Consider the following 26,106-nt stretch of genomic DNA (forward strand, 5'->3'; position numbering starts at 1 on the left):
GGGCGCCTACGCGGCGAGGACTCGGGTGAAGAACGCCAGGCTGTCGCGGATCAGGGGCTCCACCGGCACTCCGGCGAAACAGTGGTCGGCCCCCGGCACCACCGACAACTCGACCTCAGCACCCGCCGCGGCCAAGGCTGCGGCAAGCTCCTCGCTCTGTCCGACCGGTACGACCAGGTCCTGGTCGCCGTGGATCAGCAGCATGGGTGGGGCCTGGGCGGTGACGTAGGTGATCGGACTGGCCGCCCGGCCCCGCCCCGGGTTCTCGGCCAACGGGGCGCCGATCAGGAGGGACTCGGGTGAGTCCGTGGCGTCGTGGTCGATCGTCGCCAACGGGTGTGCCTGCGACTGCATGGTCACCAGGTTTGACGGCGCGTACCAGCAGACCGCCGCTCCGACGCCGCTGTCGTCCTGGTCATCCCCCGTCAGTGCGACCATCGAGGCCAGGTGCCCGCCGGCCGACTCGCCCCACACCCCGATCCGCTCGCGGTCCACGCCCACACTGTCGCCCTCCCGGTGCAGCCAGCGCACCGCCGCCTTGACGTCGTCGAGTTGCGCGGGGAAAGGCGCCTCGCCGCTGAGCCGGTACTGCGCGGAGGCGACCGCGAATCCCGCACGTATCGCCGCGGTGAACGGGTCCGCTTCCATGAGCCATTCCGCCGGCTGCTTGGGCGAGCCGAACCGCCACGCGCCGCCATGGATCCACACCAGGACCGGGGCCGGGGAGGGGGCCTCCGCCGGCACGACGAGATCCAACGTCAGCGGACGGAAGCCCGGGACCTCGTGCACGACGATGTCTCGGTGCTCGACCCGGTCGCGCCGGTGTGCCGCATCGATCATCGTGCCATCCTCGCACCGCCGACCCTGGAGTGTCTGTCCACGAAACGCAGCCGGTCGTCACATGTCGATGAGTTCGACGGTCACGGTTTCGATGTCGCCCACGTCGAACGCCTCGGCCTTGCGGACGGCGCGCTTGATCGGCAGCACGAACACGCCGCCACCACCGCCCGGGAAGATCGAGGTCGCCCACGTGCTGCCACCGACCGTCGCCCGGACCCGCACCGAACCGAAGCCCCGACGCGATCCGTCGGTGAGCTCACGGATCTGCTGCGACGCCTCGGCTGGCAGGCTGACGAACGTCCAGGTTTCAGCGCGCCGGGCATCCCACAGCCACAACTCGGCATCGAAGACGAAGACCACGGCCGCAGGATCACACGCCGGTCCGACATTCCTGTGGTGGCGCTGCCTGGGTCCCGTGACCGTGGCGGTCCGGCCCGCTCGGCTATCCAGCCCCGGCTGCGGGTGATCGACTCCAGATCGGCGATGTGGGGGTTTCCAAGCGCCGGGATACCGCCACGTCGCCGATCTCGTGTTGATCAGTGGTCGATCGGAGGGTCTGGCGCGGCGGGGCGGGCCCGGACGTGCAGGCGCTCCCCCTGCGGGCCGAAGAGGCTGAGGACCTCGGCGGTGCCGGGGCCGGGGTTGAGCACGAGGTGCGGGATGCGGGTGTCGAACTCGGCGACCTCGCCCGGGTTCAGGGTCAGGTCGCGGTCGCCGAGCAGCAGGCGCAGCCGGCCCGAGAGCACGTAGAGCCACTCGTACCCCTCGTGGGTCTGCGGGGTCCGCTCCCCGGCGGACGGGTCCGGCGGGAAGATCTGTTTGAACGCCTGCAGCCCGCCCGGTCGGCGGGTCAGCGGCAGGAACGTGATGCCGTGCTTGACGATCGGTTTGGGGCGTACGCGAGGGTCGCCGGTGGCCGGCGCGTCGACCAGTTCGTCCAGCGCCACCTGGTAGGCCCGGGCCAGTGGCAGCAGCAGCTCCAGGGTGGGCCGGCGACTGCCGGATTCCAGCCGGGACAGGGTGCTCACGGAGATGCCGGTCAGGTCGGCGAGCTGGGTCAGCGTGGTTCCGCGCTTCTGGCGCAGGGCGCGCAGCCGGGGGCCGACGGCCGCCAGCGCGGCAGCGTCCTCGTTTGCCATAACAGCAAGGATAGTTGCTACCTGGCCGGCGGCGACGGATGGTGGGCTCAGCCGACAGACAGAGGGAGATACCGGTGGACGAGACATACGACGTCGTGGTGGTGGGCGGCGGTGCCGCAGGCCTCAGCGGAGCCCTGGCACTGAGCCGGGCCCGACGGTCGGTCCTGGTGATCGACGCCGGCGAGCCGCGCAACGCTGCGGCCGACCACGTGCACAACTACCTGGGACGGGAGGGGTCACCGCCGGGCGAGCTGTACGCGGTCGGGCGGGCCGAGGTCGCCGGGTACGGCGGGCAGTTCCGTACCGGGCGGGTGGAGGCCGCCACGCGGCACGACGACGGGTTCCAGCTCAGCCTCGACGACGGGAGCCTGGTGCGGGCACGTCGGCTACTGGTGGCCACCGGGCTGACCGACGAACTGCCCGACGTGCCCGGGCTCGCCAAGCGGTGGGGGCGCGATGTGCTGCACTGCCCGTACTGCCACGGCTGGGAGGTGCGGGACCGGCGGATCGGCGTGCTGGCGACCGGGCCGCTGGCCGTGCACCAGGCCGAGATGTGGCGACAGTGGAGCTCCGACGTGCTGCTCCTGCTGCACGACGCCCCCGCACCGGACGAGGAGACCGCCGAGCGCCTCGCCGCCCGGAGCATCGCGGTGGTGCCGGGTCCGGTCGCCGAGGTGGAGGTGACCGGGGACGCGCTGACCGGCGTACGGCTGGCTGACGGCCGGTCGGTGGCGCTGGACGCGGTCGTGGTCGCAACGCGGCTGACCCCCCGCGCGGATCTGCTGGTGGGGCTGGGCCTGGCCCCGGAGGAGGTGACGATGGGTGGGTACGTGATCGGTGCCCAGATCCCGGCGGACGCCACCGGGGCGACAACCGTCCCGGGTGTCTGGGTGGCCGGCAACGTCACCGACCTGCGCGGTCAGGTCATCACGTCCGCTGCTGCCGGCCTGACCGCCGGGGCGGCGATCAACGCCGACCTCATCGCCGAGGAGACCCGCGCCGCGGTGGACGCGTACCGGCAACTGGTGGCGACGGCATTCGAGGAGCCGGCGTGGGAGGAGCGCTACCAGTCCCGGCCCGCGGTCTGGAGTGGTCGGCCGAACCCGCAGTTGGTCGCCGAGGTCGCGGACCTGCCCCCGGGACGCGCACTGGATGTGGGTAGCGGCGAGGGCGCCGACGCGGTGTGGCTGGCCGAGCGCGGCTGGCAGGTGACCGGGGTGGACATCTCCACCGTCGCGGTGGGCCGGGCAGCCGCGCACGCCGACAGTGCCGGCGTCGGGGACCGGATCGAGTTCACGCACGCCGACCTGCGCGAGAAGCCGCCGGCCGAGGAGGCCTACGACCTGGTGTCGGCGCAGTTCATGCACCTGCCTCCGGTGCAGCGGCGGGAGTTGTTCGCCCGGCTGGCCGCGGCGGTGGCGCCGGGTGGCGTCCTGCTGATCGTCGGGCACCACCCGTCGGATCTGTGGACGTCGGCGCATCGGATGCACATGCCGGAGATGATGTACACCGCGCAGGACGTGGCCGCCGCTCTGGACCCGGCCCGCTGGGAGGTGCTGGTCGCCGAGGCCCGCCCCCGCTCGGCCACCGACCCGAACGGTCAGCACATCACCCTCCACGACGCGGTGCTGCTCGCCAGGCGGCGCTGAGCGCGGGTGCCGGTGGCGGCTCACCCGCTGTGTAGGCAATGTCATTGGCGCGTCAGCCATCCGCCACCTGATTCACCCCACCCGGTCGTCCGGCCTGTGCAGGCTGCCCGGCGTGACAGCTCCAACTCTGCTCGCGGCCAGTCCCGCCGCCCGCACCGATCGGCCACCCGGCCGGACCCGCCGGGCCGCCGCGCCGGCGCGGGCACGCGAGACGGCACTCGGCCTGCTGTTCGCCCTTCCCGGCCTGGCGGGCCTGGGCATCTTCGTGATCTTCCCGCTGTTCCAGGCGGTTTACCTGGCCACCCGGGGCAACGACATCCTCGGCAACCCGACCCGGTCGGTGGGGTTGGCGCACTTCCAGGAGTTGCTGACGCCGGAGTTCGGCCAGGTGCTCTGGCAGACGCTGGTCTTCACCGTGCTGGTGGTGGTGCCCGGCGTGCTGCTGCCGCTCGCGCTCGCCGCGCCGATGACCCAACGACTGCCCGGCATGCGGGTCTTCCGGACCGCCTTCGCTCTGCCGTTCGCCTACTCGGTCTCAGCGGCCAGCGTGGTCTGGCTGATCATGCTGAACCCCGGGATCTCGCCGGTGAACTGGGCGCTGGGTCTGCTCGGCGTTCCCGCGCCGAACTGGACCACCGAGCCGGGTTGGGCGATGGCCACGGTCGTCGGCGTCACCGTGTGGATGGTGTCCGGGTTCAACCTGCTCGTGCTCGCCGCCGGCCTGGCCGGCGTCGACGAGGAGGTGTTGGAGGCGGCCCGGATGGACGGTGCGACCGGCCCTCGGCAGTTCGTCAGCATCGTGCTGCCGATGATCTCGCCGAGCCTGTTCTTCGCCGTGGTGACCACCACGCTGGCCGCACTTCAAGCGCTCGGCCAGGTGCAGATCATGACCGATGGCGGGCCCAACGGGCACACCCGCACGCTGGTCTATTCGATCTTCGACAACGCGTTCCACAACAACAACAGCAACTTCGGGCTGGCCAGCGCGCAGGGCCTGGTGCTGCTGGTGATCGGCGTGCTGATCGCCGTGGTGCAGTTCGGCGTCCTCGAGAGGCGGGTGCACTACCGGTGAAAAGGAGCGTGAACCGACCCGGTCCGGTACCGACCGTCCTGACCTACCTGTGGCTGGGCATCGCCGCGGTGGTGCTGCTCTTCCCGGTGCTGCTCACCGTGCTCGGTGGCTTCCTGCCGTCGAACGCGCTGCTGCACCAGCCGCCGCAGCTCTTCGACGGCGACTGGACGCTGGAGAACTACCGGGCCGCCTGGCGCCAACCGGTGGTGCCGCTGGCCCCGGCCTTCGTGAACTCGCTCTTCGTCGGGCTCAGCGTGATGCTCGGACACCTGATCACGTCGTGCCTCGCCGCGTACGCCCTGGTCTTCATGCGCAGCCCGCTGCGCAGGCCGATCTTCTGGCTGTTCCTCGCCACGATCATGGTGCCCTACGAGTCGATCGTGGTGCCGAACGCGCTCTTCATCCGCTCGCTGGGCATCAACGACAGCCGGCTCAGCCTGATCCTGCCGTTCCTGGCCACCGGCTTCGGCGTGTTCATGCTGCGTCAGGCGTTCGCCCAGTTCCCCCGGGAACTGCGCGAGGCGGCCGTCATCGACGGCTGCGGCCACCTGCGGTTCCTGGTCACCATCCTGTTGCCGGCGAGCCGGCCGGCACTGATCGGCATCGCCGTGTGGTCGTTCCTGCAGGGCTGGAACATGTACTTCTGGCCGTTGATCATCTCGTCCAGCAACAACTCCCTGAACACTCTGCAGACCGCCGTCTTCGCCCTCAAGGACAACGAGGGCGGCAGCCCCGCCGTGCTCTTGGCCGGCATCACCATCACGTTGGTGCCGACGCTGCTGCTGGTCATCTTCGGCCAGCGCTGGCTCGTCCGGGGCTTCACGGCCGGCGCGGTCAAGTAATTCCCCCAACCCAGTAGTAGGAGGAAACAGTGCGTACCACTCTGCGCCGGGTGGCGGTCGGGCTCTCGCTCGCCGCCCTCACGGCCACCGCCGCGGCCTGCGGTTCGGCCACGGCGGACAGCAGCGACGCCAGCAGCGGCACGGACGCCCCGGCCGCCAGCGCCCTGGACGGCAAGGGCGAGGTGTCGATCGACTTCTGGCACGCGATGACCGGCAAGAACGGCGAGGCGCTCACGCAGCTCGCCGACCAGTTCAACGCGAAGAACAAGGGTCGCGTCAAGGTCAACCTCCAGTTCAAGAACACCTACGACGACACGCTGTCGGCGTACAAGGCCGCGCTGAACAGTGGTCAGGCGCCGGACGTGGTGCAGGTGTACGACATCGGCACCCGCTTCATGATCGACTCCAAGTCGACGGTGCCGGTGCAGTCGTTCGTGGATGCCGACAAGACCACCACCGCCGACATCCAGCCGAACATCGCCGGCTACTACTCGGTCGACAACAAGCTCTACTCGATGCCGTTCAACACGTCGATGCCGCTGCTCTACCTGAACAAGACGGCATTCACCAAGGCGGGCCTCGACCCGGCGAACCCGCCGAAGACGCTCGACGAGATCACCGAGGCGGCCCGCAAGCTGACCGTGAAGGACGCCAACGGCCGCGTCACCCAGTACGGCTTCGGCGCCGCGCTCTACGGCTGGTTCCTGGAGCAGTGGACCGCCGTCGGCAACCAGGAGTACTGCGACCAGGGCAACGGCCGCGACGGCCGGGGCACCACCGTCAAGCTGGCCACCGACGACCACGTCAAGCTGCTCGCCTGGTGGAAAAAGATGGTGGACGAGGGCCTGGCGCCCAAGCTGGACAGCAACACCACCACCGCGGACAACGCGTTCACCGCCGGCACGGTCGCGATGACGCTGGAGTCGACCGGCTCGCTGAGCGGGTTCCTGAAGAGCTCCGAGGGCAAGTTCGACATCGCCACCGGCAACTACCCGAAGATCAACACCACCGACGCGGGTGGCCCGATCATCGGCGGCGCCTCGCTCTGGGTGGTCGGCAAGGGCAAGGACGACGCGCACAAGCGCGCCTCCTGGGAGTTCGTGAAGTTCCTGTCCGACAAGGACTCCCAGGCCACCTGGCACACCTCGACCGGGTACTTCCCGATCAGCAAGGGTGCGCTGGAGACCGAGATCGACAAGCAGTGGGTCGCCCAGCGGCCGCAGTTCCAGACCGCGATCACCCAGCTGCAGAACACCCCGCTGAGCAAGGCGACCCAGGGCTGCCTGCTCGGTGCGATGCCGCAGGCCCGTAAGGCCGCAGAGCAGGCCATGCAGGCCGCCGTGCTCAGCGGCACCGAGCCACGCGCCGCGCTGGAGCAGCAGCAGGAGGCCCTCGCCGGCCCCGTCAAGGACTACAACCAGTCCGTAGCGGGCTGACCCCGTACCCCGAAACCACGTCGGCCGGTCGCCCAGCGCGACCGGCCGACGTGGTGTCCAACGCGCCCCTCGATCCTGACAACGCGCCGGGGGGACAAGAGCCGCGGATCGGGGCCACCCGGGCACCGCGACTCCATCGTCGACGCCGGGCCTGGCCTGGCGTGCGAACCGGGGGTGGGTGTTCGAGCGAGCAGCGGTGGGAGGGGCCTACGCTCGGCGCGGGCTCGGCGGTAGCGTTGCGCCACACTGACGGCCCGCGGGGCAGGCGACCGCCGACCCTGACGCCCCGATCGTACGGAGGATGGTGCATGTCCATCGGCGCTGAGCCGCACGCAGTACGCGACGATGCGGCCTCGCGGCCGAGCTTCGAGCTCGCCCTGCGCGGCTATGACAAACGCCAGGTGGACCGGCACCTGGAGCAGCTCGACGGTCAGATCACGATGCTGAGCGGGGAGCACGGGCGCTCCGCCGTCCGGGTCCGTGAGCTGACCGCGGAGGTGCAACGACTGCGTACCGAACTGGCCGAACTACGGGAGCAACCAGTGCAGGTGGACCGCGCCTCGATCCACGACCTGGGCCCGATGGTCGCCGAGATCATGACGCTCGCCGACAAGCAGGCCGCAATGATCATCGAGTCGGCCACCGACCGGGCGAACGAACTGCGCAGCGAGTCGGAGCGGATTCTGCTCGACACCCGCGAGCGGTCCGCACAGGCACGGCAGGACCTGGCCGAGGAGCTGGCGACCCGGCGTTCCGAGCAGGAACAGGCGCACGAGGAGCGGCGCACCCTGGCCGAGGCCGAGTTGACCGCCATCCGCGAGCACGCGGAGCAGTTGCGTGCCGACGGTGAGGCAGCGCACGAGCGCGCCCAGCACGAGGCGAAGCGGATCACCGAGCAGAGCGCGCAGCAGCTCAACCAGACCCGGGTCGCCGCCGACGCGTTGATGAAGTCGGCCCGTACCCAGATCCAGCAGGAGCTCCAGTCGGCCCGCTCCAAGAACCAGCAGGAGATGGCCCAGTGGCAGGCCAGCGTGGAGCGGGAGGTCAACGAGCGGCGGACCGCCGCCGAGCAGGACATCGCCGAGCAGCAGGCCGCCGCCGAGCAGGAACTCGCTGAGCAGCGCAACGCGACCGAGCAGCAGATCGCTGAGCTGCTGGCCGAGGCACAGCAGCACGTGACCGAGCTGCGCAACCGGGCCGACGAGCAGGCTGCCAGCCACCAGGAGCAGCTCACCGCCCTGCAACAGGAGATCGAGGAGCGCCAGCAGGAGGCCACCGAACTGCGAGCCGAGCTGGACACCGCCGGTCAGCAGCTGGCCGAGATCCGCCAAGAGGGCGAGACGCTGGAGAACGAGCTGTCGCGGATGCAGCAGCGACTCGGCGAGGTCCGCCGCGACCTCACCGCCGAGAGTGCCCGGCTGGACGAGGCCCGCCGGGCCGGGGACGCCGCCGAGCGGCACGCCAAGGAGGTACGCGCCCGGGTGCAGCGGGAGGCGAAGCGGGTGGCGGACCTCGCCGCCGCCGCGGTCATGGCCGCGGCAGCCGGTGGTCCGGAGACCGCCGAGTACCCGATGGTGGGTGCCCGCTCCAGCGCCGACCGGTCCCCCGTCGATCGGGACGGGGGTGCGCGGGCCGAGGGCGACCGACCCGGCGACGACCAGTTTGTTGCTGATCGGTCGAGAGCCGACCAGTCCGGTGCCGACCGGGCCAGTGCCGATCAGTCCGGTGCCGACCGGGCCAGTGCCGATCAGTCCGGTGCCGACCAGTCCGGCGGTGAGCGCTCGGACGGGCCGACCGACGTGGACGAGCCGGCGGCCGCAGCCGCCGAGCGGACGGCCTCCCCGGCCGGGCCCACCGACGGTGCTGTGCGGATCTTCACCCAACCCGAGGCCCCGACGCCCGTGCCGTTCCTGGCCTTCGGGCAGCCCGTCAGCGAGAACGGCGCCGCCCGGCACTGAACGCAGCAGTGGTCGAACCGGGCCCGGAGCGAATCCGCACGGGCCCGGGGAGACCCTCCGATCGAAAGGCTGCGGGCTGGGCCAGCCGCCGGGTCGACCTGCACCGAAACCACACAACCTCTTCGCAGGACGTACGCGACTTTGTGTTTGGGTTGGCGGATGAGCCACTTCGCGACGGCAACCACCGCCCCGGATCAGATCGCGTACCTCGACGCAGCCGCTGCCACCGCGGTGGGTGTCGAGTACAAGCAGCGCTTCGTCGACGCTCTCGGCGTACAGCCCGGGCACACCGTGGTGGACATCGGCTGCGGCCCTGGGACCGATCTCGGACGGCTCGCCGACGCGGTTCAGGCCAGCGGCCGAGTGGTCGGAGTCGACCGCGACCCGCAGATGGTGGCGGAGGCCGGTCGGCGGCTGGCCGACAGACCAACCGTCGAGGTGCGCGCGGGCGACGCCCACGAGCTTCCGCTCGCCGACGCCACCGTGGATCGGGCCAGGATGGATCGGGTCCTGATGCACGTGCGGAGTCCCGCACACGTGCTGGCGGAGGTCCGTCGGGTGCTGCGTCCGGGTGGCGTGTTCGGGATGGCGGAGCCGGACTGGGACACCCTGGCGGTCGCGGATGAGGACGTGCGGACGAGTCGCCGCTTCGCTCGGTTCGTAGCGGGACGGGTACGGCATCCGACGATTGGTCGCGAGCTTGTCCGGTTGTCGGCCCAGGCCGGCTTGCAGGTGAGGTCGGTCGAGGCGATCGCCGTGGTGTTCCGGGACTTCGACACGGCGGACCAGATCCTGGGCCTGCGGCGCAACTCCGCTCGCGCGGTGCTGGCCGGAGAGTTGACTGATGCGGATGTCCAGCCCTGGCTTCAGCGTCTCGCCGAGTGCCCCATGCTGGCGGGCTTCACCTTCTATCTGGTCACCGCCCAAGCCTGACCCGGGAAACAACTCCGCCGCGTGATCAACTCCATCTCGCCGATGTGGCGGTATCCCCGGGTATGGATACCCCCACCTCGGCGATGCGGTGACTCGCACCTGCACCGCGACGGCGGATCGCACCTGGACCGTGACGGCGGCGCGGCCCGGGCGATTCTGCGCCGAACCGGGTCGACGGTCCCGTCGGACCTGGCAGGCTGGGCTGGCCGCCGCGCACCAGCGGCGGACGCCGGCGGTTGCCCGGTGACCGAGAGGAGCGCCCGGTGACCGACCGACCGGAGGAGTTCGACCTGCTCGTCGTGGGCGGCGGCAAGGCCGGAAAGACGTTGAGCATGGACGTCGCCCGGTCCGGGCAGCGGGTCGCGATGGTCGAACGCGGCATGATCGGCGGCAGCTGCATCAACGTCGCGTGTATCCCGACGAAGGCGCTGGTGACCAGCGCGCGGGCGGCACGTCACCTGCGGGGCGCGTCCGCGCTCGGCCTGGCGGTCGAGGGCGGCCGGGTCGACGTGGACCTGTTGCGTGCGCACAAGCAGGACGTCGTCGAGGGGATGGTGGCCGCCAACCGGCAACAGTTCCTCGACTCCGGCCTGCACCTGGTGATCGGCCAGGCCCGGTTCGTCGGCCCGCGGACCGTACGGGTGTCGCTCGCCAACGGCGGCGAGCGGTTGTTGAGCGGCGCCGACGTGGTGATCAACACGGGTACCCGCCCGCATCTGCCGGCGGTGCCCGGGATGGCCGAGGCGGGGGTGCTGACCAGCGAGACGCTGCTGCGCCTGGACCGGCTGCCGGCCCGACTGGTGGTGCTCGGCGGCGGCACCGTCGGGGTCGAGTTCGCGCAGATGTTCGCGTCGTTCGGCAGCATGGTGACGCTGATCGAGGGTGGCCCACGACTGCTCACCCGCGAGGATCCCGACGTGAGCGACGCGGTGCTGCGCCTCTTCCTCGACGACGGCATCGACGTACGCGTCGGCGTCGCGGTCGCCCGCATCGACCGTGACGTCGCCGGCACGGTCCGGGTGACGCTGGACGACGGCAGCCTGGTGACCGGAGATGACGTGCTGGTGGCGGTCGGTCGGGAACCGGTGACCGACGGGCTCGGCCTCGACGTGGCCGGCGTACGGCTCAACGAGCGTGGCTTCGTGGTGGTCGACGAGCACCTGCGCACCAGCGCCGAGCGCACCTGGGCGGCCGGGGACGTCGCCGGCAGCCCCCAGTTCACCCACGTCGCGCTGGACGACTACCGGATCATCCGGGAGAACCTCGCGGGGGGACAGCGCAGCACCGTCGACCGACTGATCCCGTACACCGTCTTCACCACCCCGGAGCTGGCCCGGGTCGGCCTCACCGAGACCGAGGCGCGCCGCGCCGGGCACGACATCCAGGTGGCCCACCTGCCGGTCGCCGCAATCCCCCGGGCGCGCACCCTGCGCCAGACCGAGGGCATGTGGAAGGCGATCGTCGACACCCGCACCGACCGGATCCTCGGCGCCGCGCTGCTCGGCGCCGAAGCCGGTGAGGTGATCACCTCGGTGCAACTGGCCATGCTCGCCGGGATGCCGTGGACCGCCCTGCGCGATGCGATCATCACCCACCCGACCATGACCGAGGGTCTCAACCTGCTCTTCGCCTCGCTGCGGTCCCGTCCGGTCCGCTGAGCGCCGCGCGGGCCGCCTCAGGCGGTAGCGCCACCGTCGATGACGAGGTCGTGGCCGACGACGAAGCTGGAGTCGCCCGAGGCGAGCCAGACCACGGCGGCCGCCACCTCGGCGGGGTCGCTGACGCGTTTGGCGGGGACGGCGTCGCTGATGCGGGCGTCGCGGTCGCTCTGGCTCTCGCCGCGACCTACGCGGCGATCTCGTCGCGTACCCGTTGCTGGAAGGCGCGCGCCTGCGCCCCGGTGGGCGGCGGTGCACCGTGCCGCGCGGCGACCGCCCGACGGATCACCTCGGCCGGGTCACCCGCGTCGATCAGACGCTGACCGGCCGCGACCTTGGCCAGCCACACGCCGTCGCGGTGCCGCACCAGCGACCGGCACGCACCGAGCACCGCGTCCTCCGTACCGGGTGCGGGCTGATCGTCCGGCGGTGTCGGCAGGGCCAGCCACCACGAGAGCGCCTCGGTGAGCAGGCGACGCAGGTCGGCCGGGGCGAGGTCGGCGAAGACCTCCCCCGCTGGCGGGCCGAGCAGCGGCAGCCCACTCTGGTGCAGGATGCTGCGATCCAGCCCGTACCAGAAGCGGCCGTCGGCGGCCGGCCGGTCGGCGGGGTCGAGGGTGCACCGGAACGGCATTCGTGGCCCGCTGTTCAGCTCGACCTCGAAGGCGGGCTCCGGGGTTCCGGAGGCGGCCACCCCACGCCGGTACGCGACCAGCTCCAGCCCGCGCGCCGGGCAGGGCAGGGCCTCGTGTCGTAGCCGCGCCACCAACGCCCGCTTGGTGGTGTCGGTGAGTGTCCCGGCACTGACCAGCGCGACGTCCACGTCGCTGCGGCCGGCCTGGTACGCGCCGAGCCCCACCGAGCCGGCCGCGTACGCGCCGACGAGGTCGGCCCCGAGTACGTCCCGGGCGGCGGTGACCAGGTCGTCGAGGTAACGCTGAAGATCGGAGTCCACGAGCCATCTTGACTCAGGAGTCAAGACCGGTCGGAACTACCCCGCGTAGAGCAGCAACAGACCGGCGACGGTGTACGCGACCATCAGCGCCAGCAGCGGCAGTTGCCCGGCCACCGCCCGGGCCCGGGGGAACAGGTACAGGGCGCGGTCGTGGGCGAGCAGGGTGCCGAGCAGGTGCCCGAGGATGATGACGGTGATCTGGAGGGTGGCCACCCCGGAGGGCGTGACCAGCCCGGTGTGCGGCTCCCAGTCGGCGGTGCCGAGCCAGTTGGCGCCGGTGCCCAGGGGGTCGGAGAGCAGCGCGACGGTGCGCTGGCCTTCCAGGATCAGCAGCGAGTAGTAGTGCGCCACCACGTAACCGACCGCGATCGGCACGATCGAGTGGGCGATCTCGCCCGGCACCGCTCGGGCGTCGACCGGGTCGGCCCGGCCGATGCGGGCCGCGGCTGCGGTGGCGAGCAGGTACGCGACCGCGACGGCGGCGATGACCAGGACCAGTCCGGCGCTGCCGGTGACCGCCGGATGCAAACCGTTTTCCTGGCTGAAGCGCAGCCAGCCCGGCGCGTTGGACAGGCTGTCGTACATGGTCGAGCCGAGCAGCACGATCACCACGGCGACCAGCCCGGGGCGGGGCCGCAGCCCGGCGATCCCGTCGAGCGGGTTGCGCCACACCAGCACGCCGTCCGCGGCCCGGCCGAGCGGGGCGAGCTGACCGATCAGGGCGCTGTAGACCTCGAACGGGTCCGCGCGGTCGAACCAGTCGGCGCCGAACAACGCCGCCCCGGCCAGCATGACCACCGCGTACACGGCGAGCCAGGCGGTGATGACCGGCAGGGTGGCCCGTTCGGGTGCGACCAGTTCCAGCCAGACGAACCCGAACAGCGTGGCGGCGGCCGGCCACATCCCCACGCCGACCGGCAGCTCCCGGACCCCACGGTTGGGGTCGCGCCGAGCGGCCAGCGCCGCGAGCAGGTGCACCGTACGCAGCGGGTTGACTGCCCGCCAGACCGGGCCGAGCAGCAGCGACAGCGGTGCCAGCCCGACCCAGAGCAGCACGTAGAGCGCGCCGGCCGTCGGGTTGTCGGCGGTGTCCGGCCCGCCCAGCAGGCCCAGGCAGAACCAGGCGGCGGCGAGCAGACCGAGCCCGCGCAGCGCCCACCGGAAGGGCGACGCGTCGACGAGCCGGGCCAGCCACTGCGGCACCGGGCGGCCACCGGTCGCCTCCCGGTCGAGTCGGGGTTCGCGCCAGAGCAGACCCAGCGCGAGGAACGTGACGACGAGGGTCAGGGCGGCGGCGACGACCAGCTGCGGCAGCGTGATCGGCAGGTCCTGGCGGCCACCGACGCCGTGCGCCAGCAGCGTTGCGGGGGTGGTCATCTCGTTCAGCGGACGACGAGCTGGAACAGCACCAGCTCGGTCTCGTGCGTCTCCACCTCGAACAACCCGGTCTTGTCGGCCCGGAACTCCACCGAGCCGGGCGTGCCGGCCGGCAGTCGAGCGCCCAGGTCGTAGCCGTGCACGTGCAGCTCGTCCGACACGTCCGAGGTGACCGTGATCCGGACCAGCTTGCCCTTGTCCACGGTGATCCGCCCGGTCGGCGGATCAACCCGCCGCTTCGCGATCGTCACGATGATCTCGCGGTCCACGGCCGGGGTGCTGGCGCTGGCGCTGGGCGTGGGGCTGGCCGCCGAGGCCGGCGCGGTGGTGGCGGCGCTCGGTAAAGCGGCGGACGTGGGTGCCGTGGAGGGAGTCGCCCCGGACGGGTCGTCGCCCTGCCCGCAACCCGTGACGAGCAGGGCGGTGAGGACACCGGCGGCGAGGGCGCTGGAGGTGCGGGTACGGACGGACACGGGAGGACTCCGAACGACGCGTGGGGACGGGTGTGGAGTTGATCGTCGGGGAGGAGAACTCTACGTCTTGTTCGGCGGAGAGGAAATGACCATGATGAACGAATGCGATCGAGGCTCGTCACTGTCGGTAATACCCTGAGTCGTGCCGTGGCGGCGCTGGCCGCGACGCTGATGGTGTCGCTGCTGCTGCCCGCCGCTCCGGCGTCCGCACACGGCCAGTTGGCGACCTCCACCCCGCTGACCGGTACCGTCGTCCGCCAGCCACTGACGCAGGTGGCCCTGTACTTCACCGAGAAGCCGGCCGCCAACGCGCACTTCGCCATCAGCGGGCCGAACGGCTCGCGTGTGGACAGTGGCTGGTCCTTCGGCGAGCCCAAGCGACTGGACAAGCCGGTCACGGAATATTTCAAGGTCAATGGTGTGTTCGAGCCCCGGCTGTACCACACCGGTTTCCCGGCCATGGTGACCGTCGCGCACTGGCCGGCGAAGGGCCGTTACACCGCCAGCTACCTCTCCGTCGCCTCGGACGGTGAGGCGGTGCGGGGCGACGTCACCTTCGACTACCAGGGGCCGAGTACACCGGCGCCGGCCGGTTGGGTGGCGCCCACGGCGGGGCCGGACGCGACACTGCTCGCCCAGGCCGAGGGCGAGGGGTCGGCGGACCCCGGGGCGACCGGCAGCCCGGCGGACGCCACCGGGGCCCCGCCGAGCGACCCGGCTGGCGCCGCCGAAGAGCAGCGGGACGGCGGGTTCCCGGCCTGGCTGGTGCCGGCCCTGATCGTCGTGGTGGTCACCGCGATCGTGCTGGTGGCGGCCCGCCGCCGACCCGCCACGCGTGGGGCCTCCGCGCCGAGTCGCCGACCCGCCGGCCCCGCACGCAAGGCCGGCGCCCCGGCCCGTAAGGCGGCCACCCCGGCCCCCCGCAAGCCCGGCAACCGGGCCGGTGGTCCGGCTCGGCGCGGGCGACGGTAGGCCGCCCCTACACCCGGCATTTCTCGCGTACCATCGCGAACTTTCGCACGGACATCGGGAACTTTTGATGTATCGACGTGAAGCCATGGACAGTTCAATCGAAACGCCTTAATGTCTCGACCCATCATCCCGGTGTTTCCGCATCGTCACTCGTCGGCGTCGAGGACGTTTCGGAGCCGGGCCGGCGGCCACCCCCACCACTGCACCGTGCCGGCCGTCGGAAACTCCGCTCCCTCCTGGAGGAACGATGGGCACACGCCTGCTACGCCGACTCCGCAATCCCGTCCTGGGTGCGCTGGCACTCGTCCTCACCACCGGCCTCTGGGCCGCCCCGGCCACCGCCGCCGCCGAGCAGGAACCGGGCGTCACGCTGCGCGTCTTCGACGTGCAGGTGCCGCTCTCCGAGATCTGCACACTCAAACCCGCGCAGACCCCGAACGTGGACAAGCTGATGTCCACGATCAACTGGACCTCGGCGGCCGACTTCGGCTTCGAGGACAACTTCGTCTCGCAGGTGCTCGGCAACATCACCACCACCCAGGCCGGCAGTTACACGTTCCGGCTCAGCAGCGACGACGGGTCCAAGTTGTCGATCGACAACGCCGTGGTGATCAACCACGACGGGCTGCACGGCGCCACCCCACCCAAGGAGGGCACGGTCACCCTCACCGCCGGGCTGCACCCGCTGCGCATCGACCACTTCGAGCGCGGAGGTGGTCAACAGATCACCCTGGAGTGGAGGACGCCCGGCTCGTCGTCCTTCGTCGTCGTACCGAACTCGGCGCTGAGCACCGATGCCGGCGTGGTCCGCGTGACCGCACCGGGCCGCAAGGAGTGCGAAGGGATCACCGACTCCCCCGGCGACGGTCTTCCACTGAACGGCGTGCACCCCGGCTACACGCTGACCAACCTGCGGCCCAGCGGCTTCCAGCCGAAGGTCACGGGCATGGACTGGCTGGCCGACGGCCGGCTGGTCATCTGCACCTGGGGAGGCAGCGACCAGTCCGGTACCTCCCAGGACGGTGAGGTCTGGATCCTCGGCAACACCGGCGGATCGACCAGTCCGGGCAACGTGACCACCAAGAAGATCGCCGGAGGGCTCAAGGAACCAATGGGCCTGAAGGTCGTCGACGGGGTGGTCTACGTCTCGGAGAAGCAGCGGCTGACCCGACTGGTGAACACCGGCGGCGACGAGGTGGCCGAGCGCCTGGACACCGTCGCCACCTGGCCGTACGGCGGCAAGTTCCATGAGTTCGCGTTCGGCCTGCTCTACCAGGACGGGTTCTTCTACGTGAACCTCTCGGTGTCGATCGACTACGGCGGCGCCACCACGGTCCCGCAGCCCGCCCCCAACCGCGGCACCACCATCAAGGTCAGCAAGGACACCGGCGCGGTCAGCTACGTCGCCGGCGGCCTGCGTACCCCGCACGGCATCGGTTGGGGCCCGGAGGGCGGCATCTTCGTCACCGACAACCAGGGCGGCTGGCTGCCCTCGTCGAAGCTGTTGCACGTCAAGCAGAGCCGGTTCTTCAACCACTACATGACCCCGGCCGGCCCGTTCGACAGCAACCCGGTCACCCCGCCGGTGCTGTGGATGCCGCAGAACGAGATCGCCAACTCGCCCAGCACGCCGCTCTACCTGACCAGCGGCCGTTACGCCGGCCAGTTCGTCATCGGCGACGTGACGTACGGGGGGCTGCAGCGGGCCTCCGTGGAGAAGGTCAACGGCGAGTACCAGGGCGCCCTGTTCCGGCTCACCCAGGGCCTGGAGGCGGGCGTCTCGGAGGTCAACATCGGCCCGGACGGCGCGATCTACGTCGGCGGGCTCGGTGCGGACGGCAACTGGGGCCAGGCCGGCAAGCTGTCGTACGGCCTGCAGAAGCTCACCCCGAACAGCACCACTGCGTTCGAGATGCTCGCCATGCGGGCCACCACGGCCGGTTTCGAGGTGGAGTACACCCAGCCCGTCTCGGCGGAGACCGCCGCCGACCTGGCGGCGCACTACAAAATCAAGCAGTGGCGGTACGAGGCGACCTCGAACTACGGCGGCCCGAAGATCGACGAGGAGACGCTGACCGTCACCTCGGCGACCCTCTCTGCGGACGGCAAGAAGGTCATGCTCGCGGTCGCGGGTCGCAAGGCCGGGCGGGTGGTCCACCTGCGTTCGCCTCGCCCGTTCACCTCGACGAGTGGCCAGTCACTGTGGAGCACCGAGGCGTGGTACACGCTCAACGCCATCCCGGGCGTCACCCCACCGCCGACCGGCGGAACCAACCTGGCACTCAACAAGCCGGCCGTCGCGGACAGCTCCTGCTCGACGACCGAGACCCCGGCCAAGGCCGTCAACGGCAGCGTGACCGGCGGCAACAGCGACAAGTGGTGCTCGAAGGGCACCACGAAGTTCCTCCAGGTGGACCTGGGGGCCAGCCACACGGTGAACCGGGTGGTGGTCAAGCACGCCGGTGCGGGTGGTGAGGACACCGCCTGGAACACCCGGGACTTCACCGTCGCGTCCAGCGCCGACGGCACGACCTGGACCACCCGCGCCACCGTGACGGGCAACACGGCGAGCACCACCACGCACGACGTCGTCGCGCCGGGCACCCGTCACGTTCGACTGGCGATCACGGCACCGACCAGCAACAGCGACACCGCCGCCCGTATCTACGAGCTGGAGGTGTACGCGAGCGCCAGCGGCGTCCCGGGCAGCATCACCGGCGTCGGCGGTAAGTGCCTGGACATCGACAACGCGGGCACCGCCGACGGCACGAAGGTGCAGCTGTGGACCTGCAACAGCACCGCCGCGCAGTCGTGGACCCGGGTCGGGGACACCTACCGCGTCCTGGGCAAGTGCCTGGACGTGGACAACGCGGGCACCGCCGACGGCACGAAGGTGCAGCTGTGGACGTGCAACGGGACCGGTTCCCAGGTGTGGCAGCCGCAGTCCGACGGCTCGATCCGCAACCCGCAGTCGGGCAAGGTCCTGGAGGCCGCTGGCGCGGGCACCGCCAACGGCACGCAGATCCAGATCGGCACCAACTCCGGTGCCGCCGCCCACCAGAAGTGGGTGGTCAACGCCGGCTGACGACGGACGGGGCCTGACCCGGGTGACCGGGCGGGCCCCGCTCCGGGCCGGCCGAGGCCGGGTGCCGGCGAGCAGGGCGTACCGCGCGGTCGAGTCCTGCGTCGGCGCTCCGTCAGGGGCCGTGGGGCAGCGGCTGCGCCAGCGCCCGCAGATCCGACGGGAGTTGGGACAGGGCTTCCTCGAACTCCCGGTGCCCGACCACCCGGTGCATGGTCTGGAGGACGGCCCGCGCACCCCGCTCGGCAGCGGGCCGGTCGATCCCGGCGCGGTCGCCCACCCGGCGCAGGAACTCGTCGTAGCCGAACGCTTCCGGCGGCTCCGCGGCCTTGACCAACAGCGGGCTCAGCTCGTCGGCCAGGTGAGGGGCGAGCGCGCCCGCCTCACCGCCGCTGAGCCGCTCGGTGAGGGTCCGCAGAACCGCCTCGGTCAGTGGACGCGCCTGCTCCGGCGAGACGCCCGCCCGCGCCGCAACCTTGTCGATGAATGCCAGCTCGGCCATGCCCCCGCCCTTCGTTCCGGAAACGCGTGGCTACCCGGGCCAACCGGCGGCAAACCCGGCAGTCGGTGCGGGTGTCCGCTTTGGCGATTCCTGGTCTGTCCGGGCATGATCGTCACCTGTGTCTTCCTCACCCCCGAGCGGAAGGACGTCGATGACAGCAGCCACCCCCCTCCCTGCCACCGAACCCACCAAGATCGACACGAGCGTGCCGCACTCCGCCCGGATCTGGAACTACTGGCTGGGCGGCAAGGACAACTTCGAGGTCGACCGACTCGCCGGCGAGCAGGTCCGCGAACTCTTCCCCGCGATGATCGAGACGGCGCGGGAGTCCCGGGCGTTCCTGTCCCGCGCGGTTCGGTTCCTCGCTGGTGAAGCCGGTATCCGACAGTTCCTCGACGTCGGCACCGGGTTGCCCACCGCCGACAACACCCACCAGGTGGCCCAACGGGTCAACCCGCAGAGCCGGGTCGTGTACGTCGACAACGACCCGATGGTGCTGGCCCACGCGCGGGCGCTGCTGGTGGGCAGCCCGGAAGGCATGACCCAGTACGTCCACGCCGACCTGCGTGACCCGCAGGCGGTGCTCCGGCAGGCCGGCGACCACCTCGATCTCAGCCAGCCCGTCGCGGTCCTGCTGTTCGGTGTGCTGGGGCACGTCGGCGACGACGACGAGGCGATCGGCATCATCCGCGCACTGCTCGACGCGGTCCCGTCCGGCAGCTACCTGGCGCTCTCCGACGGCACCGACACCAGCGAGGCCGTGGTCGAGTCGCACCGGCAGTACAACGAGAGTGGCGCGCTGCCGTACCACCTGCGCAGCCCGGAGCGGATCGCCCGCTTCTTCGACGGCCTGGAGCTGGTCGAGCCGGGCCTGGTGCCGTTCACCCACTGGCGACCCGAGCAGGACGGCCCGCCGGCCGACCTGGACGGCTACTGCGCCGTGGCCCGCAAGCCCTGATCGCGCGACGGGACGACCGGGCCGGTGGGCGGATCGTCCACCGGCCCGTCCGTTCTGTTGGTTGCTCCGCGCGGTGCCGCCCGCTTCTCGTACGGTGAGGTCGGACCGGGAACCCGACGGCTGCCCACGGCGGCCCGTGCCGCAGGAGGAGCAGATGGCGGTCGACCTGCCCGACGTGATCGACAGGTACTTCCGGGCCGGTGACGAGCGGGACCTGGATGCCTTCGTCGCCTGCTTCGCGGACAATGCGAGCGTCGCCGACGAGAACCGGGTGTATGACGGACGGGCGGCGATCCGCGCCTGGCGGCAGAAGACGATGGAGGCCACCTCGTACACGGCCGAGCCGCTGCGGGTCACACCGCAGGCGGGCGACTCCTACCTGGTCCTCAGCCGGGTGTCCGGCGACTTTCCCGGCAGTCCGATCGAGCTGCGGTACCGGTTCACCCTGCGGGACGACCTGATCGGCGCCCTGGACATCCGTCCGTAGCGGCTGGAGACCGCCCGGCAGAGGAGGCGACGTGCCGCGAGTCTGGCTCATCACCGGTTGTTCCCGAGGGCTCGGCCGGGCGCTCGCCGAGGCCGTGCTGGCCGACGGCGACCAGGTGGTCGCCACCGCCCGCAACCCGGCCCAGCTCGACAACCTGGTCGACCAGTACGGCGACCAGGTCCGGACGATCGCCCTCGACGTCACCGACCCGGCCGCCGCCCACACCGCCGTACGCACCGCCGTGGACACCTTCGGAAGTCTGGAGGTGTTGGTCAACAACGCCGGGTACGCCGATGTCGCCTCGATCGAGGACATGCCGGAGGACGCCTTCCGGGCGCAGATCGAGGCCAACTTCTACGGGGTGGTCAACCTGTCCCGCGCCGCCCTGCCCACGATGCGCGATCAGCGGCGCGGGCACATCCTGCAGATCTCCAGCGTCGGCAGCCGGGTCGCCAGCACCGGTCTGGGCGCGTACCAGTCGGCCAAGTGGGCGGTCAGCGGCTTCTCCGGGGTGCTCGCCAAGGAGGTCGCGACGTTCGGGATCCGGATCACCAGCGTCGAGCCGGGCGCGCTGCGCACCGACTGGGCCGGCTCGTCGATGACCATGTTGCCGATCAGTGACCCGTACCAGCCGGTCATCGACCCGGCCGTGCAGCGGCTGCGCCAGGCCAGCGGCAACCAACCGGGCGACCCGGTCCGCGCCGCCCAGGCGATCATCCGGATCACCCGGGTCGACGACCCGCCCCTGCGGTTGCTGCTCGGCGCCGACGCTGTGGCGGCCGCCGCGGCTGCCGCCGAGGCCCTCGCCGCATCCGACGCGCGGTGGCGCGAGCTGAGCGAGTCCATCGTCTTCGATGCGGCCCCCTGACCGGCCCCGGCACCAGGCCGACCGCGCGCGATCGGGCCGGCCCACGGCTGATCGACCCTCGAACGGGCGGGACCGCCCGCGGGCCGGCGGATGACATGATGTGCCCGACAACAGCTGTCGCTACGAGAAGGGTTGCTGCTGCCCGATGGCGTACTTCGAGGCTCGAACGTCCACGGCACCCGGGCCTATCGTGGTGACGCTCACTGACGACCCGCGGCGGGCGGGCTGATGCCGGCCGAGCGACCGGAGACCGTGACCGAGCAGAGCGTCCCCGCCCACCTCGCGGACACCATGTCGTACCGGGTGGCGACCGACGTCCGAGCGCTGCGCGGGTTCGTCAGCGCCGGGGCGCTGGCCCGGGGGTTGCCGGCCGATCGGGTGGAGCTGCTGACGCTGGCGGTCAGCGAGTTGGCCACCAACACGTTGCAGCACACCACCGGCGGTGGCCGGGTCCGGCTCTGGGCCGAGTCGGGCCAGCTGTTCTGCGACGTCGTCGACCAGGGGCCGACGCGGGCGTTGGGCCGGGGCATGCCGGCCGCCGACGCGATACGGGGTCGGGGGCTGGCGATCGTGGAACGGATCTGCGACGAGGTCGCGGTGCTCACCCACCCCGGAGAGACCGTCGTACGTATTCGCCTGAGCCTGTGACGTCGGCGGCGATCCACGCCCGCGTAGGCCGCGTCGGCTGCCACAATGCGGACAGCCCGGGCCGACGGTGACACCGGGTCGAGCCCGATCGGGAGGACGGCACGATGCCGGACAGCGCACGCGAGGCAGAGCTGCTCGATGCCGAGCGCACCCTGCAAGCCGCCCAGCGGGCCGGCGACGTGGCCGCCCTCGATCAGCTGCTCGTCGACCAGCTGCTCGCCATCGGCCCCGACGGCCGTACGTATACGAAGCAGGATGACCTGGCCGCGTACCGGGACCGCCGCTCCGTGGTGGAGGACCTGGTCGAGGAGGAGCTGGACCTGCTCGTCGTCGGGTCGACCGGGGTGACGTTCTTCCTGGGCAGGGTGGCTGGGGTGTTCGAGGGGACGGCGTTCGCGGCGCGTCTGCGCTACACCCGGACCTGGGTCCACGACGACCGGCACGGTTGGCGGGTCCTCGCCGCACACGTCAGCCCGGTCTGACTCAGGTCACGTCCTCGTCGTCCTCGTCGAGCAGGCCCTGCTCATCGAGGTACGCGAACCACTGGTCGTCTGCGGGGGTCAGCTCGGCATAGCCCGGGCCGAGCAGGTAGTAGTCCACGAAGGATCCGAGGTCGGGGGCGAGTTCCTCGAACGCGTCGGACATGAACCACTCGGTGCCGTTTGGTGGGAAGTACCAGATGGCACCCGTGCCACGGTCCATGAAGATCGGCTCGTCGCTGCGGGTGCCGACCACCAGCCAGCCCGCCCGGTCCTCCGGGATGGACGAGAAGTCCGGCGCGTAGTCGAGGTGGTACTGCATGCCGGCCAGGGTCGACGTGGACGCCAGCTCGACCCGACCGCCGCGCAGCCCGTCGGCTGCCAGCAGCAGATCCCGCAGGTCGGCCGGGAGACCCACCGGTACGGCATCGATGGCGGCGCCCTCACCGAACTCGGCCCACGCCAGGCTCGCCGGTTGATCGGCCAGGTCCGCCCGCAACTCCTCGATGAGCTGCCGCAGCTCGGGGATCAATGCACCACCTCTGTTCGGATCAGGTCCCGTCCGGCATGCCGAGGTCCACCCCGCAGGCCCGCGAACCCGTGCGCGTGTTGGTTCTACCACGCACCGGTGCGCGGGACCGTCACCTCGCCGAATCGGCCAGCCTGGCCGCCACCACGAGGTCGTTGAGCTGAGCCGTCCCACCGGACTGCTCGGGCAGCCGGGTGTCCTGCTGCGCCTGGTCGAGCCGCGACGCCAACTCGGCGAGGTCACGGTCCAGGACGGAGCCGGCGACGAGGTCGTCCAGCCCGCCGTGTTCGGCGGCCCGCTTCGCCGCGATCAGGTCGGCCAGGTATGCCGGTGCCGGTTCGGCGTCGAGCAGGCTCGGCAGGTGCGCCAGGATCCGACCGCTACGCATCAGGTGGACACCGGTGAGCAGCGCCCGGGAGGCGTACAGCAGTGGTTTGAGCTCGCCACTCGTGCCGAAGAGCCGTCGCTGGGTGGCGGCGAAGCCGCGGTAGTGGTGAGCGTGGTGGCGGGTCAGGACCAGCGGCGCGACGTCGACCAACGCCGCGTGCACCGCACTGCTCAGCTCACGACGGCGTCGATCGGGCCAACGCGCAGGGTGCCGTCGTTGAGTGGCGTGCAGCGGATGCCGCCGGTGGTGCGCAGCGCCTTCCACGTTCCCGGGCCGACGGTGACGTCCATCCAGGCGCAGGGCCGGGCCGCCCGGTTGACCCGCAGGCTGACCGGGCCGTCGCCGGAGTCCAGGACCAGCACCTTGCCGATCAGCTCGTCCACGGCGATCCCCGTGGTCAGGATGTTGCGCCGGACCTCGGCCAGGCCGATGCCGGCCGGTAGGGACTCCTGCGCGATGATCGTGACGCTCGCGTCGCGGTGCGCCTGCTGGCCGAAGTACCGGTCGCCGACGATGCCCAGGCCGGCCCGGATCTGGATCACGTCGACCAGCTCACCGGGCGGGGCCGGTGCCGGGCCGTCGGCGGGCCGGCCCAGGAAGCGGTGCACGGGCGAGGCCAGCAACTCGATGATCTCCGGCATGGCAGGGATTCTACGAACCAGACGGCGCCCTCCGGGCCAGGTCGACGGATGACTCGGTGGGGACGGCGGCACGAACACCGCCGTCCCCACCGCGACACGGCTCAGGCCGGCGTGCCGGTGACGGTCAGGTTCCGTACCCGGCCGACGTTGTCGAAGGAGCCGAAGCCCACCCGACCCGAGCCGAACGTGGTGTCCTCCGCGGTCAACAGCGGGTCCCGGTGCCCGTCGACGTAGACCGCGATCTCGCCGGTGGCCGGCAGGTGCACCACCCGGACGTCGTGCCACCCGGCATCGGTGATGGCCGGGTTGGCGCCGCGGGACCGGCCGTTCCACTGGTGGTCGATCCGCTCCCGGTCGGCGTTGTCGACCTTGAAGATGCCGTTGTGCGGATAGATCGTGTTGTCGGTGGAGAGGTGGGCGTAGTAGAACTCGGTGTCCGAACGCCAGCCGAACACGATGATCACATCACGGTTGGTGACCTCCACCGGTGTGTCGAGGCGTACCTGAGCGTCGACCTGCACCGACGACCACGCCGGGCCGGCGGTCAGCGTGGCGTACTCGAAGGGCCGGCGCGGGCCCGGCCGGCTCTCCCCGGCCTCGGCGAGGATGACCTGGTCGCGGGTGAACTGCCACTTGGCCGGCGTCACCGGCGTCCAGTTGGCGGCCCCGGCGGTGCGTCGCAGGGTCGTGTGCCCGACATCGCCGCTGGCGAACTCCCTGGTCCCGGTCACCTTCCAGATCTTCCCATTGGCCTTCGCGACGACGTAGAGCTCACCGGCGGCGTCCGTGCCGAAGCGCAGGTCCACCCGGTTGGGGTCGCCGGGCGCGCCCGGCGCGGAGAGGTCGCGCATCCGGACCGGGGTGCCGGCCGCGTCGAACAGCGCGAGCTGGTGGATCGTGGCCAGGTCCCGGTCGCGGCGCATCTCGTTCGCTTCGGTGTAGAGCACCCGGCCGTCGACCAGATCACCGAAGACGTACTTGCCGCGCAGCGCGGGCAGCGCACGCCCCCGGTAGACGAACCCGCCGGCCACCGCGACGCCGACGTCGTCGGTGCAGTTCCAGCCCGCGGCCGGATCATGGTCGTACGCGGCGACCGGGTACGTGTAGCCGTACCGGTCGTCGTCGGCGGGCAGCGGGAACAGCCGGTCACAGGGGTTCGTGGCCGCCCTGTCGAAGACGAAGGATCCCTCGCGCTCGCTCCAGCCGAAGTTGTCGCCGGCGCGGACCTCGTAGATCGCCTCGACGGCGTGCTCACCGATGTGCCCCAGGTACATCCGGCCGGTTGCCCGGTCCCAGCTGAACCGGTGCGGGTCCCGGAAGCCCACGGCGTAGATCTCGCCGAGCGCGCCGGTCCGGCCGACGAACGGGTTGCGGGGCGGGATGCCGTATCGCCCGTTCGCGGAGTTGGTGCCCCGGGGGTCGATCCGCAGCAGCTTGCCGTGCGGCAGGCCCAGATTCTGCGGATCGGTGTTGCGGGCGCCCTGACCGCCGTCACCGACCGCGAGGTACAGCAGGCCGTAGTCGGCGTCGTGGCGCTTGGCCGTGGGGTTGAAGTTGATCTCCTGGATGCCGTGCACCTGGCCGCCGAACCCGATGCGCAGCACCTCGCGACGGGTGCCGGCGAACGTGGCGGCGGCCGGGTCGGTCGCCGTCCACTCGGTGATGACGCCGTGGTAGATCGCGTTCGGCTGGGCGTAGTCCGGCGGCGTGTTCGTCGCCGCCGAGGCCAGCTCGGTGTGGATGGTGTAGAACCGGCCGTTGGCACCGAACTCCGGGTGGAAGGCGACGTACCCGAAGCCCTGGCCGAGGCCACGGCCGGAGAAGAACTTCGGTGCGAACGTCGCCGCCACGTCGAGGTAGACGTGCGGTACGCCGTCCTCGACCAGGTAGAGGTTGCCGTTCAGGTCGGGCACCGCGCGTCGGCCGGAGCCGTCGGGCAACTCCATGATGGTGTTGATCCGCGCGGTACGCATGAGTCGCGCATCGGTCGGAGCCGGAGTGGGTTGCGACTGCGGAAGACTGGTGTACTCGCTGAGGACCAGCCCGAGCCGGGACTGGATCGGCATCTCGGCGATCGGGTCGTAGACCGCGTCGGCGGCCCGGGCGGGTGTGGCGACCAGGGTGGACAGGACCAGCGCGAGGGCGGCGAGTCCGGCCGTCAGCGCGGATCGGCGGACTCCGCCGGCGCGGCGGTGGAGGTTGAGCACGCGTGTCTCCTTC

25 protein-coding genes and 1 pseudogene are annotated in these 26,106 nt (G+C 71.3%); 14 read left to right on the top strand and 12 right to left on the bottom strand.

The features are described 5' to 3' along the window. Window positions 1–6: 6 nt before the first annotated feature. The 3 genes from JOD64_RS00875 to JOD64_RS00885 all read right to left on the bottom strand — a co-directional run bounded on the left by JOD64_RS00875 (window position 7) and on the right by JOD64_RS00885 (window position 1,979). Entirely contained in the window at window positions 7–840 is an 834-nt protein-coding gene (locus tag JOD64_RS00875) for an alpha/beta hydrolase (protein ID WP_204940399.1), read from the bottom strand. 57 nt (window positions 841–897) lie between these two features. Then, window positions 898–1,200, bottom strand: coding sequence for a DUF1905 domain-containing protein (locus tag JOD64_RS00880; RefSeq protein WP_204940400.1), 303 nt, complete (start codon window positions 1,198–1,200; stop codon window positions 898–900). A gap of 176 nt (window positions 1,201–1,376) precedes the next feature. After that, entirely contained in the window at window positions 1,377–1,979 is a 603-nt protein-coding gene (locus tag JOD64_RS00885) for a helix-turn-helix domain-containing protein (RefSeq protein WP_204940401.1), read from the bottom strand. A gap of 38 nt (window positions 1,980–2,017) precedes the next feature. Between JOD64_RS00885 and JOD64_RS00890 the strand changes: the two genes are divergently transcribed. The 7 genes from JOD64_RS00890 (at window position 2,018) to JOD64_RS00920 (ending at window position 11,527) form a co-directional block, all read left to right on the top strand. Then, window positions 2,018–3,628 (top strand): FAD-dependent oxidoreductase, encoded by a 1,611-nt coding sequence (locus JOD64_RS00890; protein ID WP_204940402.1) that lies wholly within the window; start codon window positions 2,018–2,020, stop codon window positions 3,626–3,628. A gap of 112 nt (window positions 3,629–3,740) precedes the next feature. Beyond that, on the top strand, window positions 3,741–4,700 hold the full coding sequence (locus JOD64_RS33670) for a carbohydrate ABC transporter permease (RefSeq protein ID WP_204940403.1): 960 nt from the start codon (window positions 3,741–3,743) through the stop codon (window positions 4,698–4,700). A gap of 8 nt (window positions 4,701–4,708) precedes the next feature. After that, window positions 4,709–5,542 (top strand): carbohydrate ABC transporter permease, encoded by an 834-nt coding sequence (locus tag JOD64_RS32650; protein ID WP_204940404.1) that lies wholly within the window; start codon window positions 4,709–4,711, stop codon window positions 5,540–5,542. Window positions 5,543–5,571: 29 nt separating this feature from the next. Beyond that, the gene (locus JOD64_RS00905; protein WP_204940405.1) at window positions 5,572–6,978 is read left to right on the top strand and encodes an ABC transporter substrate-binding protein; all 1,407 of its coding nucleotides are present in this window, start codon (window positions 5,572–5,574) and stop codon (window positions 6,976–6,978) included. A 308-nt stretch (window positions 6,979–7,286) separates the two neighbouring features. Then, on the top strand, window positions 7,287–8,936 hold the full coding sequence (locus tag JOD64_RS00910; RefSeq protein ID WP_204940406.1) for a coiled-coil domain-containing protein: 1,650 nt from the start codon (window positions 7,287–7,289) through the stop codon (window positions 8,934–8,936). A gap of 159 nt (window positions 8,937–9,095) precedes the next feature. After that, window positions 9,096–9,869, top strand: coding sequence for a methyltransferase domain-containing protein (locus JOD64_RS00915; RefSeq protein WP_204940407.1), 774 nt, complete (start codon window positions 9,096–9,098; stop codon window positions 9,867–9,869). A 263-nt stretch (window positions 9,870–10,132) separates the two neighbouring features. Continuing rightward, the gene (locus JOD64_RS00920) at window positions 10,133–11,527 is read left to right on the top strand and encodes a dihydrolipoyl dehydrogenase family protein (protein WP_204940408.1); all 1,395 of its coding nucleotides are present in this window, start codon (window positions 10,133–10,135) and stop codon (window positions 11,525–11,527) included. A gap of 17 nt (window positions 11,528–11,544) precedes the next feature. Here the strand turns inward: JOD64_RS00920 and JOD64_RS00925 are convergent. From JOD64_RS00925 to JOD64_RS00940, 4 genes and pseudogenes are all read right to left on the bottom strand, one after another. Further along, window positions 11,545–11,688 (bottom strand): annotated as a pseudogene (locus JOD64_RS00925) (SDR family oxidoreductase); the annotation flags it as partial. Window positions 11,689–11,714: 26 nt separating this feature from the next. Further along, the gene (locus JOD64_RS00930) at window positions 11,715–12,482 is read right to left on the bottom strand and encodes a nucleotidyltransferase domain-containing protein (protein WP_204940409.1); all 768 of its coding nucleotides are present in this window, start codon (window positions 12,480–12,482) and stop codon (window positions 11,715–11,717) included. Between the two features lie 36 nt (window positions 12,483–12,518). Then, entirely contained in the window at window positions 12,519–13,859 is a 1,341-nt protein-coding gene (locus JOD64_RS00935; RefSeq protein ID WP_204940410.1) for a hypothetical protein, read from the bottom strand. A 5-nt stretch (window positions 13,860–13,864) separates the two neighbouring features. Next, window positions 13,865–14,332 carry a cupredoxin domain-containing protein gene (locus JOD64_RS00940; RefSeq protein ID WP_204940411.1) on the bottom strand — a complete coding sequence of 156 codons (468 nt, stop codon included), beginning with the start codon at window positions 14,330–14,332 and terminating at the stop codon, window positions 13,865–13,867. 102 nt (window positions 14,333–14,434) lie between these two features. Between JOD64_RS00940 and JOD64_RS00945 the strand changes: the two genes are divergently transcribed. Both JOD64_RS00945 and JOD64_RS00950 read left to right on the top strand, forming a co-directional pair. Next, entirely contained in the window at window positions 14,435–15,304 is an 870-nt protein-coding gene (locus JOD64_RS00945) for a copper resistance CopC family protein (RefSeq protein WP_204940412.1), read from the top strand. Window positions 15,305–15,551: 247 nt separating this feature from the next. Then, window positions 15,552–18,389 carry a ricin-type beta-trefoil lectin domain protein gene (locus JOD64_RS00950; protein ID WP_204940413.1) on the top strand — a complete coding sequence of 946 codons (2,838 nt, stop codon included), beginning with the start codon at window positions 15,552–15,554 and terminating at the stop codon, window positions 18,387–18,389. 112 nt (window positions 18,390–18,501) lie between these two features. On the opposite strand, the gene JOD64_RS00955 is transcribed toward JOD64_RS00950, so the two are convergent. Continuing rightward, entirely contained in the window at window positions 18,502–18,888 is a 387-nt protein-coding gene (locus JOD64_RS00955; protein ID WP_204940414.1) for a DUF2267 domain-containing protein, read from the bottom strand. Window positions 18,889–19,039: 151 nt separating this feature from the next. Here JOD64_RS00955 and JOD64_RS00960 point away from each other — a divergent pair, with 151 nt between their 5' ends. The 5 genes from JOD64_RS00960 to JOD64_RS00980 all read left to right on the top strand — a co-directional run bounded on the left by JOD64_RS00960 (window position 19,040) and on the right by JOD64_RS00980 (window position 22,331). Continuing rightward, window positions 19,040–19,846, top strand: a complete 807-nt coding sequence (locus JOD64_RS00960; RefSeq protein ID WP_204940415.1) for an SAM-dependent methyltransferase — start codon at window positions 19,040–19,042, stop codon at window positions 19,844–19,846. Window positions 19,847–20,000: 154 nt separating this feature from the next. After that, complete coding sequence (locus tag JOD64_RS00965; protein WP_204940416.1) at window positions 20,001–20,333, top strand: nuclear transport factor 2 family protein; 333 nt, start codon at window positions 20,001–20,003, stop codon at window positions 20,331–20,333. A gap of 31 nt (window positions 20,334–20,364) precedes the next feature. Next, window positions 20,365–21,201, top strand: a complete 837-nt coding sequence (locus tag JOD64_RS00970) for an oxidoreductase (protein WP_204940417.1) — start codon at window positions 20,365–20,367, stop codon at window positions 21,199–21,201. 228 nt (window positions 21,202–21,429) lie between these two features. Further along, window positions 21,430–21,849, top strand: a complete 420-nt coding sequence (locus JOD64_RS00975) for an ATP-binding protein (protein ID WP_204940418.1) — start codon at window positions 21,430–21,432, stop codon at window positions 21,847–21,849. 104 nt (window positions 21,850–21,953) lie between these two features. Beyond that, window positions 21,954–22,331 (top strand): nuclear transport factor 2 family protein, encoded by a 378-nt coding sequence (locus tag JOD64_RS00980; protein ID WP_204940419.1) that lies wholly within the window; start codon window positions 21,954–21,956, stop codon window positions 22,329–22,331. 1 nt (window position 22,332) lies between these two features. Here JOD64_RS00980 and JOD64_RS00985 read toward each other — a convergent pair whose 3' ends face one another. From JOD64_RS00985 to JOD64_RS01000, 4 genes are all read right to left on the bottom strand, one after another. Further along, on the bottom strand, window positions 22,333–22,860 hold the full coding sequence (locus tag JOD64_RS00985; RefSeq protein ID WP_204940420.1) for an SUKH-4 family immunity protein: 528 nt from the start codon (window positions 22,858–22,860) through the stop codon (window positions 22,333–22,335). 109 nt (window positions 22,861–22,969) lie between these two features. After that, window positions 22,970–23,407, bottom strand: coding sequence for a DNA polymerase beta superfamily protein (locus JOD64_RS00990; RefSeq protein WP_204940421.1), 438 nt, complete (start codon window positions 23,405–23,407; stop codon window positions 22,970–22,972). 8 nt (window positions 23,408–23,415) lie between these two features. Continuing rightward, complete coding sequence (locus tag JOD64_RS00995) at window positions 23,416–23,886, bottom strand: molybdenum cofactor biosysynthesis protein (protein WP_204940422.1); 471 nt, start codon at window positions 23,884–23,886, stop codon at window positions 23,416–23,418. Between the two features lie 101 nt (window positions 23,887–23,987). Next, window positions 23,988–26,093: a PQQ-dependent sugar dehydrogenase gene (locus JOD64_RS01000; RefSeq protein WP_204940423.1), complete on the bottom strand. Its 2,106-nt coding sequence runs from the start codon at window positions 26,091–26,093 to the stop codon at window positions 23,988–23,990. Window positions 26,094–26,106: the final 13 nt, after the last annotated feature.

Origin of the sequence: Micromonospora luteifusca, assembly GCF_016907275.1 — a bacterium.
Lineage (GTDB): Bacteria > Actinomycetota > Actinomycetes > Mycobacteriales > Micromonosporaceae > Micromonospora > Micromonospora luteifusca.